The 13256-nt window shown below is 57.7% G+C and carries 12 protein-coding genes and 1 pseudogene; 7 read left to right on the forward strand and 6 right to left on the reverse strand.

The window, feature by feature from the left end:
- Positions 1-39 precede the first annotated feature (39 nt).
- From H6F57_RS00445 to H6F57_RS00455, 3 genes and pseudogenes are all read right to left on the reverse strand, one after another.
- Positions 40-891: pseudogene (locus H6F57_RS00445) on the reverse strand (ABC transporter permease).
- A gap of 105 nt (positions 892-996) precedes the next feature.
- The gene (gene leuS, locus H6F57_RS00450) at positions 997-3591 is read right to left on the reverse strand and encodes a leucine--tRNA ligase (protein ID WP_190625768.1); all 2595 of its coding nucleotides are present in this window, start codon (positions 3589-3591) and stop codon (positions 997-999) included.
- Positions 3592-3768: 177 nt separating this feature from the next.
- Positions 3769-4359 (reverse strand): chromophore lyase CpcT/CpeT, encoded by a 591-nt coding sequence (locus H6F57_RS00455; RefSeq protein WP_190625740.1) that lies wholly within the window; start codon positions 4357-4359, stop codon positions 3769-3771.
- 77 nt (positions 4360-4436) lie between these two features.
- Between H6F57_RS00455 and H6F57_RS00460 the strand changes: the two genes are divergently transcribed.
- Complete coding sequence (locus H6F57_RS00460; protein WP_190625741.1) at positions 4437-4793, forward strand: hypothetical protein; 357 nt, start codon at positions 4437-4439, stop codon at positions 4791-4793.
- The gene (locus H6F57_RS00465) at positions 4774-5310 is read left to right on the forward strand and encodes a plasmid pRiA4b ORF-3 family protein (protein WP_190625742.1); all 537 of its coding nucleotides are present in this window, start codon (positions 4774-4776) and stop codon (positions 5308-5310) included. Before H6F57_RS00460 ends, H6F57_RS00465 begins: the two co-directional genes overlap by 20 nt.
- Here the strand turns inward: H6F57_RS00465 and H6F57_RS00470 are convergent.
- On the reverse strand, positions 5299-6360 hold the full coding sequence (locus tag H6F57_RS00470; RefSeq protein WP_190625743.1) for a low specificity L-threonine aldolase: 1062 nt from the start codon (positions 6358-6360) through the stop codon (positions 5299-5301). The genes H6F57_RS00465 and H6F57_RS00470 overlap by 12 nt on opposite strands.
- 218 nt (positions 6361-6578) lie before the next feature.
- On the opposite strand from H6F57_RS00470, the gene H6F57_RS00475 reads away from it, so the two are divergent.
- From H6F57_RS00475 to H6F57_RS00490, 4 genes are all read left to right on the forward strand, one after another.
- Positions 6579-7112 (forward strand): LptA/OstA family protein, encoded by a 534-nt coding sequence (locus tag H6F57_RS00475; protein ID WP_190625744.1) that lies wholly within the window; start codon positions 6579-6581, stop codon positions 7110-7112.
- Between the two features lie 752 nt (positions 7113-7864).
- On the forward strand, positions 7865-8416 hold the full coding sequence (locus H6F57_RS00480; protein ID WP_313933570.1) for a glycosyltransferase: 552 nt from the start codon (positions 7865-7867) through the stop codon (positions 8414-8416).
- Positions 8417-8510: 94 nt separating this feature from the next.
- A complete protein-coding gene (gene lptB, locus H6F57_RS00485; RefSeq protein ID WP_190625746.1) occupies positions 8511-9239 on the forward strand; it encodes an LPS export ABC transporter ATP-binding protein in 729 nt (242 codons plus the stop codon).
- 163 nt (positions 9240-9402) lie between these two features.
- The gene (locus tag H6F57_RS00490; protein ID WP_190625769.1) at positions 9403-10509 is read left to right on the forward strand and encodes an LptF/LptG family permease; all 1107 of its coding nucleotides are present in this window, start codon (positions 9403-9405) and stop codon (positions 10507-10509) included.
- Positions 10510-10591: 82 nt separating this feature from the next.
- On the opposite strand, the gene H6F57_RS00495 is transcribed toward H6F57_RS00490, so the two are convergent.
- Positions 10592-11347 carry a HEAT repeat domain-containing protein gene (locus tag H6F57_RS00495; RefSeq protein ID WP_190625747.1) on the reverse strand — a complete coding sequence of 252 codons (756 nt, stop codon included), beginning with the start codon at positions 11345-11347 and terminating at the stop codon, positions 10592-10594.
- Positions 11348-11820: 473 nt separating this feature from the next.
- On the opposite strand from H6F57_RS00495, the gene H6F57_RS00500 reads away from it, so the two are divergent.
- Positions 11821-12258, forward strand: coding sequence for a hypothetical protein (locus tag H6F57_RS00500; RefSeq protein ID WP_190625748.1), 438 nt, complete (start codon positions 11821-11823; stop codon positions 12256-12258).
- 18 nt (positions 12259-12276) lie between these two features.
- Here H6F57_RS00500 and H6F57_RS00505 read toward each other — a convergent pair whose 3' ends face one another.
- Entirely contained in the window at positions 12277-13239 is a 963-nt protein-coding gene (locus H6F57_RS00505) for a ribonuclease Z (protein WP_190625749.1), read from the reverse strand.
- Positions 13240-13256: the final 17 nt, after the last annotated feature.

The raw sequence follows: 13256 nt of genomic DNA on the forward strand, positions 1-13256 counted from the left end.
TGCCCTTCTGCTCACCCCAATACTTTCCTTCACCGGCTCTTAGATCATATCGGCGAACGTGCGCTCCATCCGACGGAAGTAGAGAATGCCCGTGACCAGCAGCAGCGCCAGCAGCAGCGTCGACAGCAAGAACCCCGGTCAGTAGAGCTCGACATCGCCGCCAATAATCGCCCAGCGGAAACCGTTGATCACGCCCACTATGGGGTTGAGGGAGTACAGCAGCCGCCAGCGATCGGGAATGCTGCTGCTGCTAAAGCCCACGGGCGAAATGTAGAGGCCAAACTGCACCAAAAACGGCACTACGTAGCGAAAGTCGCGGTACTGCACGTTGAGGGCGGCCAGCCACAGGCCAGCTCCCATAGCAGCGGCAAAGGCGATCGCAATAAACACAGGCAGCGTCACTACCCGCCACGAGGGTATTTCCTGATACCAGGCCATCAGCCCCAGCAGAATAATGCCTGAAATGAGAAAGTCCACAAAGCTGACGATGACAGCGCTGGTAGGTACCACCAGCCGAGGGAAGTACACCTTAGAGATGAGGTTGGCATTGGTAATCAGGCTGTTGCTGCACTCGCTGAGGGCGTTGGGAAAAAACTGCCACGGCAGCAGCGCCGAAAACACCAGAATGGGGTACGGTGCACTGCCCTCGCTGGGCAGTTTGGCCAGGCGACCAAACACCACCATGGTCAAAAACGGCCGAATTAGAGCCCAGGTAACCCCGATAGCCGTCTGCTTGTAGCGCACCAAAATATCACGCCAGGCGAGAAAGTAAAATAGCTCGCGGTAGCGCCACAGGTCGCGGAAGTATTGGGCTTCGGTGCGGCCCGCCTCGATGATCAGCTCGGGCGGAGGGGTGGGGGCGGGGCGGCGGAGACGTTTTAGGCGGGGCATAGGCAAGGGTTTAGCAAACTCTATGGGCCAAGGTGCCCATCCTAAAGCCAAAGGCGATCAGATGAGCACTTGACCCTCAATTTTTTAAGCCCTGACCCTAGCCAGCTACCCGGCCACCACAAAGTTGACCAGCTTGCCGGGCACCACAATCACCTTTTTAATCTCCTTACCGGTCAGGTAGCGCTGGGCCGCCTCCGACTCGCGGGCGTAGGTTTCTAGCGCCGCTTTGTCAGAGTCGGCGGGCACCTCCAGGGTGCCGCGCGTTTTGCCCATAATTTGAATGACCAGCGTAATCTCATCCACCACCAGGGCAGCGGGGTCAAACACGGGCCAGGGAGCGCGGTGGACCGAGTCGGTATTGCCCAACTGGTGCCACAGCTCGTCGGCCATATGGGGGGCAAAGGGAGCCAACAGCAGCACTAGGGCGCGCACACCCTCGGTATAAACGGGGGAATCTTTAGCGGCAGAATCTGTTAGCGCATTGCTGAGCTTCATCAGTTCCGAAACGGCGGTGTTGAACTGGTAGTCGCCATCGATGTCTTCGGTGATTGCCTGAATGGCGGTGTAGATGGCGCGCCGCAGGGTTTTCTCGTCCTTCGAGAGAGAGGTTGCGGCAACATCCTCGGCGGGCGAATGGCCATTCGCCCCTACATGGGCGATGTATTCGGTGACCAGCCGCCAGACGCGGTTGAGAAAACGAAACTGACCTTCCACATCGGCGTCATCCCACTCCAGGTCTTTTTCGGGGGGCGCTTTGAAGAGAATGAACATGCGGGCGGTGTCGGCCCCGTACTTGGCCAACACCGATTTGGGGTCTACGCCGTTGTACTTCGACTTCGACATCTTTTCGTAGAACACCTCTAGGACATCGCCGGTGTCAGGATCCACAGGGTTCGTAGGATCAGCGACGGTCTCGGGGGCGACGTACTTGCCAGTCTTGGAATTTTTGTAGGTGGTGTTTTGCACCATGCCCTGGGTCAGCAGCCGATCAAAGGGCTCATCGCAGGAGACTAGGCCGCGATCGCGCAGCACCTTGGTAATAAACCGCGAGTACAGTAGGTGCAAAATGGCGTGCTCAATGCCGCCTACATACTGATCTACCGGCATCCAGCCGTTGGCCTGGGCCTGGGCAAAGGCCGACTCGGGGTTCTGGGCATCGGTGTAGCGCAAAAAGTACCAGGACGAGTCAATGAAGGTGTCCATGGTGTCGGTTTCGCGCCGGGCGGGACGGTTGCAGGTGGGGCAGGGCACATTTACCCAGTCGCCCAGCTGAGCCAGAGGCGAAGCGCCCCGACCCGAAAACTCCACATCCTCCGGCAGCGTCACTGGCAGCTGCTCGTCGGGCACCGGCACAATGCCGCACTCGGGGCAGTGCACCACAGGAATCGGCACACCCCAATAGCGCTGACGGGAAATCAGCCAGTCGCGCAAGCGATAGTTGGCTTCGCCATGGCCTTTATCGTTGGATTCGAGCCAGGCGATCGCGGCCGCTACGCTCTGCCCGTCACCCTTGCCAGCAGGAATACCATCCAACGGCCCAGAGTTCACCATCACTCCATCACCCGACCATGCCTCAGCCATAGTGTCGCCGTCGGGAGATTTTCCTTCGGGCTGCACCACAACCTTGACGGGCAGATCAAACTTGCGGGCAAACTCAAAGTCGCGCTGGTCGTGGGCGGGCACCGCCATAATCGCCCCAGTGCCGTAGCCCATCAGCACATAGTCAGCGATCCAGATCGGGATTTTCGCGCCGTTCACCGGGTTCACAGCGTAGCTGCCCGTCCACACCCCCGTTTTTTCGCGGTCTTCGGCGGTGCGATCGATTTCGCTCTTGGCAGCGGCGGCTTTGCGGTAGTCATCTATAGCGGCGACGCGATCGGGCGCAGTCAGCTTCTCCACCAAAGGATGCTCGGGTGACAACACCATAAAGGTTGCCCCCCACAGAGTATCGGGCCGGGTGGTAAACACCGGCAGCGCATCCCCCGCCTCGGTTTTAAACACCACCTGTGCGCCGGTCGATTTGCCAATCCAGTTGGCCTGCATGGTGCGTACCCGCTCGGGCCAGCCGGGCAGCTTATCCAGGTCTTGCAGAAGTTCTTCGGCGTAGTTGGTAATTTTGAGAAACCACTGGCGCAGCAGCTTTTTCTCGACGATCGCCCCCGATCGCCACGACTTCCCCTCGCTATCCACCTGTTCGTTGGCCAGCACCGTCTGGTCGATGGGGTCCCAGTTCACTGCTGCCTCTTTCTGGTAGGCCAGACCCATTTGCAGCATTTGAATGAAAATCCACTGGGTCCAGCGGTAGTAGTCGGGGGCGCAGGTGGCCACCTCGCGCTCCCAGTCGTAGGAGAGGCCCAACTCTTGCAGCTGCGCCCTCATCTGGTCAATATTTTGGTACGTCCACTGGGCGGGGTGAATGCCGCGATCGATGGCCGCATTTTCTGCCGGTAGACCAAAGGCATCCCACCCCATGGGATGCAGCACGCGGTAGCCCTGCATGCGCCGCACCCGCGCCACCACATCGGTAATGGTGTAGTTGCGCACGTGACCCATGTGCAGGTTCCCCGATGGGTACGGAAACATCGACAGCGCATAGAACTTGCGCTGATCGGGATTCTCAACCGCCCGATCTAGCCCTTGCTCGACCCAAGCCTGCTGCCACTTCTTCTCGATGTCTGCGGGGATATATTTGGACTCCACGTCCTTGACTCCTAATGCTGCACTGGTGCGATGTTCCCCATGATAGACGGGAGTGGCGGCGGGGAGGCAAGGGGAATGCATGGAGTAAGGGAGTTTTGAGTTTTGAGTTCTTAGTTTTGAATCAAGCCTTGACAGCAAGAACTAAACACTTAAAACAAACTCAAAATTAAGACCCCATTACTCCTTCACTTCATCCGCAAAGCTCGCCCGGCGCTTAAACTCAAAGGGCCCCGCCAGCGCACCCCACACATGCTCGTGGGTCTCTGGGTCACGGCCTCGATCCCAGCTGGTGAACTGGTCGGCGTCGATTTCAAACTCGCTGTCCAGGTAGGTAAGCTTGCCGTTGCGGGTTACCATGCAAGCGTTGCCGGGTTCGACCGAGCCTTTAAAGCTATGGCCCGTCCAGTGGACGAGCAGGTTGCAGCCGGGGGTCTTTTCAAACTGATCGGTGGTGAGCTTAGCCAGCTGCTCCAAATCGCGGGAGGCACCATGGAAAGCTTCGACATCCTTAAGGGTATAGTTCTCAATCAAAATATGGTCGCTCTGGGCGCTGAGCTTCATGCCGCGAGCGCGGTAGGGCTGATTAATCATGAAGTCGTAGGCTTGCTCGATGTAAAAGCCTAGGCCATCCAGGGTTGCCAGGGGCAGGGGGCGCATGCAGACGCGAATATGGGCAAACAGGGGCGGATTATCGAAGGCTTGTTGCTGGTTGCTAAAGTCTGCCGCCATCCAGCGGGCTAGGGTATGAACATCAGTGGCGTGGGTCATGGATGGGTGTAGAAATCGTCGTGGTAAGGTTGACCCTAGTTTACAGGGTTGACGAAAGACCGTCAGAAAAGACCGCGATGAAAAAGCTCCACCTAGCGCTTTCCTCCAGAGATATTGCGGCCTCCGTAGCCGATTATTCTGCTCGACTAGGATGCAGGCCAGCGCTGGTGATTGAGGGTACCTATGCCCTGTGGCGCACGGAGTCGCTGAATCTTTCCATTCGCCATGCCCCTGGGGTGGCACCGGGGCAGTTGCGCCACCTGGGCTGGGAAGATGACGCAGCCGAAGGATTCACCGCCGAGGTAGATGTCAACGGCATTACCTGGGAGCGCTTCGCTGCTCGCCACCAAGCTGAAGAAATTCAGGCCGCCTGGCCGGGGACAGATTATCGAGTCGATGACAGCAAAGAAACCAATGGACACTATGGAACCTGACCTGACGGTTGAAACCTATCACCTGCATGTCGAACTGCTCGACAGCGACCCCTACATCTGGCGACAAGTTTGTGTACGGGGCGATGTTTCCCTGGCAGAGCTCCACCGGGTGTTGGCAGCGGCGATGGGGTGGTCGGGGGAGGCTGACTATGTATTTAAGGGCCAGGGTAAGGTTTTGCAGGCTGGGGAAGAGCGGTTGCTCTCTACCCTCGTCACTCAACCCAACGAAACGCTGATCTATAACTATGCCCCCGCCCAGGGTTGGCTGCACAAAGTTACGCTGGAAGCGATCGCCCCTGTCGAAAACCCACTCCCCCACTGCACCGCTGGGGAGCGCCAATGCCCGCCAGAGTTTTGCAACGGCGTCTGGGACTACGTTGACCTGATCGATCGCCTGGGCGATGGCGATGATCCTGAGGAAATCGATGCTCTCTGGCAAAAAGTCGGCTACGACTTCGACCCCGAACGGTTTGATTTGGCCGCAGCCAACCGGCGCTTGCAGGCTCTAGCGGAGTAAGCGCACTGCATCTTGAATGTCTGTGGCTAGCTCATCGATCGCTTCAGTGGTCGTATTCCAGCCACACATCAGCCGCGCGCCATCAGTGCCGATGAAGGTGTAAAACTTCCAGCCCCGACGATAAAGTTCGTCGATGAGGGGCTGCGGCATTTGCACAAACACCCCGTTAGCCTGGCGCGGAAACAGCAGGGTCAGCTCGGGAATTTGCCGCAGCTGTTGCTCTAGATAGGCCGCCATGCGGTTGGCGTGGTCAGCGTTGCGCAGCCATGCCCCCGTTTCTAACAACCCCAGCCACGGAGCTGAGATAAACCGCATCTTTGAGCATAGCTGCCCCGCCTGCTTGCAGCGGTAGGCAAAGTCTTCAGCCAACGCCTTGTCAAAGAATAGAATCGCTTCGCCAATGCCCATGCCGTTTTTAGTGCCACAGCAGCAGAGGACGTCCACGCCCGCCTGCCAGGTCAGTTCGGCCGGAGTTTTGCCTGAGGCCGCTAGGGCGTTGGCAAAGCGAGCCCCATCCATATGCACCTTCAGCCCGTGGTGGCGGGCCAGACTGCTCAGGGCCGCTAGCTCGTCGGTGGTGTAGAGAGTGCCCACCTCTGTAGCCTGGGTGAGGCTAATTACTTTAGGTTTGGGGTAGTGAATGTCGGTGCGCTTGGTGATCAGCCGCTCCACGTCGGCGGGGTCGAGCTTGCCGTTGTCGCCCTGAGCCAGCAGCAGCTTAGAGCCATTGCTGGCAAATTCAGGGGCACCGCACTCGTCGGTTTCTACGTGGGCCAGCTCGTGGCAAATCACGCTGTGGTACGACTGGCACAGTGACGCTAGGGTCAAGGAGTTAGCTGCCGTGCCGTTGAAAACAAAAAATACCTCGCAGTCGATCTCAAAGATATCGCGAAAGGCATCCGACGCCTTTTGAGTCCATTCGTCGTCGCCGTAGGCAGGCACATCTCCCTGATTGGCTTTGAGCAGATAGTCCAGGGCTTCGGGACAGATGCCAGAGTAGTTGTCGCTGGCGAACTGGAGAGGGCGGGTGGTTGGTGGGGCAGTGAGCATGGCAGGGGCGGGTAGGGGTGTTTCGAGGATAGCGTGAGGGGGGAGGGGGTTAAGGAAGGTAGGGGGACGAGGGGATGAGGAAGGTAAGGGGATGATTCTCTGGGCGATCGGGTGGACGGCGGGGGGAGTGGACTAGGGATAGCAAGAGAAGAAGGGGGATGCAGTAAGATTGGGGGGCTATGGAAGCATTAAACCGCAACAGAACTGGGTATTGGGCTATGGCGCGTAGGTCTCGCTGGGTTTGGATAGTAGCAGCGGTGGCTGGGGCCTCGGTAGCCCTAGATGGGGGTACTCTGGCTCCGTTGGGAGGGGCACCGGCCCAGGCCCAGGATGGCGGCACCATTACCCTGCGCTCAGATATTCAAGAGGCCAATGCTGCCACGGGCATCATTACCGCTCGGGGCAATGTGCAGATTGATTACCCAACTCGCGGCATTCAGGCTACGTCAGCCCAGGCTGATTATTTCAGCAATGAAGATCGCATTGTGCTCAGCGGCAACGTCGTTGTCACGCAGAAGGGCAACACGCTGCGGGCCGAAGTAGTTACTTACCTGATTGAAGAAGATCGCTTTGTGGCCACTCCCCGTCCCAACGATCAGGTTGAGGCGGTTTATATTTTGCCTGAGTCACCGCCTGCGCCAGCATCAAATAGTGGTGGAACGGGCGATCGCGCCCCGGCCCCACGTCCCCCAGTGGTGCTAGATGTCAGCCCTGTTGACGGTGGGGCTGAGCCTTCTAACCCTACTCAATAAAGGCCATTTCTCGACTCTCAAACAACTTTTTGGAAAGTATAAATCGATACTGAGAGGTTGTGTTTATCGGTGAGGGGTCTGGCCCACTTGACGTAAACAATCACGATGTTACGCTCGATAGGCTGGTTAGCGTTGGCTTGAACGACCCACTACTTACTATCGTAAAGTGTTTTTCTTGGCTACGCTTTATCAAGTTCTTATGAATCAAGGACGGTTTGAGAAGTATTTTTCTACGATCGCAATTTATTGCCTCCAGTTTCGCTAAGATAGGTTGAGCACACGCGGTAGCAAAGCAGTATTGCAGAGCAGCATTGATGTCAAAAACTGGCTACGCGTTAGGTGTTCCCTTGTATGACTAGAGATCGTTCCACGATCAGCTAAGCCGAGTTGCTGCCTCCAGAATAAGCTGCTAGCTAAGCTTTGTGAGCAAAAAATAACTGTGTCTTCTAGGCCCTTGGTTCTGAGATTACGATATTGGCTTGATGCTAAATCTGCCTTTAATATCGGCTGATTTATGGTGTCTCGACACTTTTTCTAGATAAATGCAGTCTTATTCCTACTGGGATTTTGTAAATGTCTCTGGAGACAGCTCTGGCATTTTTTGTGAGCAGTTAGGGGTTGTTTTTACTCCTAAGAGCTGCGAACAGCATTTTTTATTTAAATCGACATGCTTACCTATTTTTCTCGCGTTCCATTTTTGTCAGAAGACGCTCCTGCCGTCAGGTTAGGGCAGCGAGTAGGCCGTCCGACAGCTGTTGCAGAAGGGGTACCAATTTACGATGGCGCTGGTGGGCGATGGCGAGATGCGATCGCAAATTGAGCAGCTTGTAACCACCTATGATCTGCACAACTGCGTCTCTATTACTGGCTGGGCCTCTAGCGACGCGGTTAAAGCTGAGCTGCTGCGGGCTTGGGCGCTGGTGCTGCCCAGTTTTGCCGAGGGTCTGCCGGTGGTGATCATGGAGGCGCTAGCTCTGGGTAGACCGGTGATCACCACCACCATCGCCGGCATTCCTGAGCTGGTGGAGCCGGGGATAAACGGCTGGCTGGTGGTGCCCGGTTCGGTCGAGTCTCTAGTCAAGGCCATGGGAACCGCCCTGACTACAGCGACCCCTTCCCTTGAGGCCATGGGCCAGGCAGGGTTGAAAAAGGTGGCCCAGCAGCACAATATTGCCCGTGAAGCGTCTAGTCTGGCCCAGCTATTCGTCGCCAGCAGCGCCTCCCAGCGCCTCAGCCAGCCTCGTCAGAAGTCTTGGGCCACCCTCCTCTGGCCGCGCCGGCAGGTCTCGGTAAAGTCAACCTGAGTGCCCGCGCTGAGCAGAGCTGACCTCTAGACTGGGTAAGAGCTTTGATACAATTTGCTAAGCTCAGTAGCACTCCCTTGGCCCAGGCCCGCCCTTGAAAATCGTACTTGACAACGTTCAAAAGACCTATGGCAAGCGCCAGGTAGTAAACCGGGTGAGCTTGTCAGTGGCCCAGGGCGAAATTGTTGGCCTGCTGGGGCCGAATGGCGCAGGCAAAACCACCACTTTTTATATGGCGACTGGCCTAGAGCGACCCGACGGGGGCAAGGTTTGCCTCGACCAGATTGATATTACCGACCTGCCCATGCACCAGCGGGCGCGGCTGGGCATTGGCTACCTGGCTCAGGAGCCCAGTATTTTTCGCAATCTGTCGGTGGCCGACAACATTTTGCTGGTGATGCAGCAGACGCGGGTGCCCCCGGAGGAATATGGCGATCGCCTCCAAGATCTGCTCAAGGAATTTCGCCTAGAGAAAGTGGCCAACACCCTGGGCATTCAGGTGTCAGGGGGGGAACGGCGGCGTACAGAACTGGCCCGCTCTCTGGCCTCTGGCCCCGAAGGCCCCAGCTTTTTATTTTTGGATGAACCCTTCGCTGGGGTTGACCCCATTGCCGTCAATGAAATTCAAGAGATTGTGGCTAAACTGCGCGATCGCGACATGGGCATTCTCATCACCGATCACAACGTGCGCGAGACCCTGCGTATTATCGATCGCGCCTACATCATGAGCGACGGGCAAATTCTCGCCGCCGGCAATGCTGACGATCTTTCCAGCAATCCCCTGGTGCGCGAGCACTACCTGGGCAAAGATTTCGCGATTTAGCCACCGCCTCATCCTCTGACTGCTTAGTCTTAGAGTCCCGGCGGTGCGGATTACGCATCCGTAGCCCCCATTGCCCATAATGTAGAGTCAGGCCTCTTACCGTTACCCTATGGCTTCAGCTCCCGCTACCTTTAAGCGCCTTGGCTCCCCACTGCTAACGGTGATGGATCGCTACATCGCCAAAGAGCTGACCATGCCCTTTTTGTTTGGGGTGGGGGCATTCTCCTCTATTGGTATATCGATTGGGGCGCTGTTTGAGCTGATTCGCCGCATCACCGAGTCGGGGCTAGCGATTACCCTAGCGGCGCAGATCTTTCTGCTCAAGCTGCCCGAGTTCATTGTGCTGGCCTTTCCGATGTCGACGCTGCTGGCCACTATGATGACCTACAGCCGCTTCTCCAGCGACAGCGAGCTGATTGCCCTGCGGGGAGTGGGGGTGAGCATCCGCCGCATCATTACCCCCGCCGTGGTGCTCAGCCTGCTGGTGACGGGGCTGACCTTTGTGTTTAACGAGCTGATTACCCCCGCTGCCAATTACCGGGCTGCCATTACTCTAGAGCAGGCGCTGAAGTCAGAGCGGCCCCCGTTTCAAGAGCGCAACATCTTTTACCAGGAGTTTCAGCCCGCCAGCGACGACCCCGCCGCCCAGGAGCTGAAGCGCCAGTTCTACGCCCGCCGTTTCGACGGCACCACCATGCACGGGCTGACTATCATCGACTTTTCCCAGAAGGGGCTCAACCAGGTGGTCAGTGCCGAGTCAGCCAACTGGGATGTGGAGAGCAATGCCTGGACTTTCTACAACGGCACCATCTACGTGGTGGCTCCCGACGGCTCCTTCCGCAATATCATCACCTTTGAAACCCAGGAATTGCAGCTGCCCCGCACGCCCTTAGATCTGGCAGCACGCACCAAAAACGACACCGAGATGAACATTGCCGAGGCCACCCAGCAGCTAGAACTGGTGCGCCAGAGCGGCGACGAAAAGTTGATTCGCCGCTGGCAAATTCGAATTATGCAAAAGTACGCCCTGCCCTTCGTGTGCGTGGTGTTTGGCCTGGTGGGAGCCTCCATTGGGGTGCTGCCCCAGCGCACTAGCCGCGCCACCAGCTTTGGCATCAGCATTGTGATTATTTTTGGCTACTACCTGCTGTCGTTTATCACCAACGCCATGGGCGAGGTGGGAGTGCTGTCGCCGTTTATGTCGGCCTGGCTACCGACGCTGCTGGGATTGGCGGTTGGTTTATATTTGCTGTTTCGAGCATCTAAATAGGTACAAGGTTCGAGATATAGGGTTCAAGGCAATCCCTTATACCTCAAACCCTCCCTTCAATCTCCGTATTGAGCCAACCACCTTAGAAGAAAAATCCGTCTTGCTCGATTTCTTCGATGGTTTGCAGACCCCGGGTGTCACCCACCTTGAGCAGGGCGGTGCGGGCGTCTTCGCGCACACCCAGGTCATCTTCTTCGGCAAAGCTTTCGATCAGGGCATCGATCGCCGTGTGATAGACCACGTTAGAGGGCAGCTCGCGGCAGAGCTGACCTACAGTCCAGGCGCAGTTGCTGCGCACCGCTGGTACTGGGTCGCGGCGCAGCCCTTCGATCAGGGGGGGAATGGCAGCAATTACCGACTCGTAGTTGACCTGAGCCATCTGGGCTAGGGCGCTGGCTGCCCACAGCCGCACGGCGGCTATATCGGTGCGCAGGGCTTCGATCAGGGGCAGCAGCGATCGCGCATCGTGGGCGTTACCCAAAGCCCACACCAGGCCCTTGCGTACGTAGCCATTCCAGTCGGTGGCTAGCTGGGTAATGATGGGCTCTACCGCCGAGCGATCGGGGTTGCGGCCCAGGGCGTAGGCGGCACTGACCCGCACCAGGGGGCAGGGATCGGTAAGCAGCGCCGTCAGGGGGGCCACCGAGCGCTCGTCTTCTACCTCGCAAAAGGCCCGCGCTGCCAGCATCCGCAGCTGCGGGTCGGCGGCGGTTAGCAGGGGCAGCATTGCCTCGGGGTCGAACTGGGGAGCTTGTTCCTCGTCTACGGGGCCTAGGGCATCGAGGGGATCGGCAAACTCCAGGTCGGGATTTAGGGTGGAGAGATCGTCGTCATACATAGGGCTACTTTATCCGGTTACGCGGCACTTTTAGCGCTGGCAAGGGCACCCTGCAAACTTTCGTTAAGCAGGGCAAAGCACCATCGCCTAAGGGCTGGGCAGCGGCGGGGGACTAGCGATCGCCATCAATCCCCGGTCTGGCTCAACCTGGCCAAATTTTTCTGGCGGCTGTGTAAAAATTGCGTCGAGTAGACCGTGGGCAGCCGCGCCAGGCGACAGGTAAGGAGGATTCTCTCACCCTGCTCTGGGGCAATAACCTACCCCAGAGCAGGTTTGTCAGATTTAGTTTCCGAAGAATATCGGTAGATATCGGTGGCTCAAACCAGGCAGTCGCTAGGATGAAGCCATCCGCTGGGGTTGATTGAAGGAACATTGGCACCGCTTCACCCCAATTGACACACGCTGTGTTAGGTCATCAATGCCGGTCTAGACCCCAGGAAGCCCCCGCCAACGTAATTAGGAATCTCACTGCCATGGCATCCCAGGACGAAGTCAGAAATTTTTTAGCCCACTGGTTTCAGCTAGGCAAACCAATAGTGCTGGCTGAAGGTCGAGGCGAATATCTGCCCGACCCAATTTTTCAAAACGGTCGCTATAGCCAATCTTTCGAAGACTGCTGGCACCGCGTTATGGTGACCAGCGGCCAAGACTGCTATCTCAAGGGCACCAGCCAAAGCATTGCCGCAATGCTGTCGCCCGCCTGGGATGTGACTCCCTGTGCCCGCTGTGAAATGCCCATCGTCATGCCCACCGCCGGTACGATGACTGAACTCTGTCCCTGCAATGACTTGTCCACCTGGCCCAGCACAGAGGTGCCCATGCCCCGCACCGCAGTGGATAACCAGCACCATTTGACAGAGCTGAGGCAGCGGTTAAACATGGTGCCGGGCAAGCCCGCCGCTAATCCCTAGACTTACCCCTCGCCCGACCTAAATCGAGGAGGAGGCCAGCACCTTCTCGTCGTGGCGTGGGATGTCGTAAATCATAAAGTCGTGGGCCATAGCGGTATTGGGGAAAATGGCCCGCGCCTCGGCTAGCAGATCGGGTAGCTGAATGTCGTTGCCGGGAGCATAGCGGGGGCTAAAGTGGGTCATGATCAGCTGCTTGGCCTGGGCGCTGAGGGCCACCTGGGCCGCCATGGTCGAGGTCGAGTGCAACCGTTGATAAGCCAAGTCGGCATCGCGATGCGAGTAGGTGGCCTCGTGGATCAGCACGTCGGCGTTGGCGGCAAGGTCTACGGCGCGATCGCAGTAAATCGTATCGGTGCAGTACACCAGCTTGCGCCCTACCAGATCTGGCCCACAGAGGTCGGCCCCGTTGATCGTGCGACCGTCATCGAGCTTGACCCGCTGCCCCTGCTTCAGCTGACCGTAGATTGGCCCCGAGGGAATACCCATGGCCTGAGCTCGCTTAACGTCGAAATGGCCGGGGCGATCGCGCTCTTCAATGCGATAGCCATAGGCAGGCACCCGGTGCTCTAGCAGGTCGCAGAACACGCGAAACTCGTCATCCTCAAACACTAGCCCTGGCTCGACGGTGTGAATTTTGATCGGCAGCGAAAAGTGGGTTTGGGAATAGCGGCGGCTGGCTTGCAGGTAGTCATTGAGGGGTTTGGGGCCATAGATATCGATGCGCTGCTGCCGATTGCCCGCTAGGCCACAGCTAGCCAGCAGACCCATCAGGCCAAAAATGTGGTCGCCGTGCATGTGGGTAATGAAAATGCGGCGAATCTGGCTTGACTTAAACTCGCTGCGCAAAAACTGGTGCTGGGTGCCCTCGCCGCAGTCAAACAGCCATACCTCGGCCCGTTGGGGCAGTCGTAGGGCCACACTTGAGACGTTGCGAGCGCGGGTTGGCACGCCAGAACTGGTACCCAGAAATGTAATCTGCAACGTAACGGCCTCTAGGA

It is taken from the genome of Leptolyngbya sp. FACHB-60 (assembly GCF_014695775.1).
Classification (GTDB): domain Bacteria; phylum Cyanobacteriota; class Cyanobacteriia; order Phormidesmidales; family Phormidesmidaceae; genus Nodosilinea.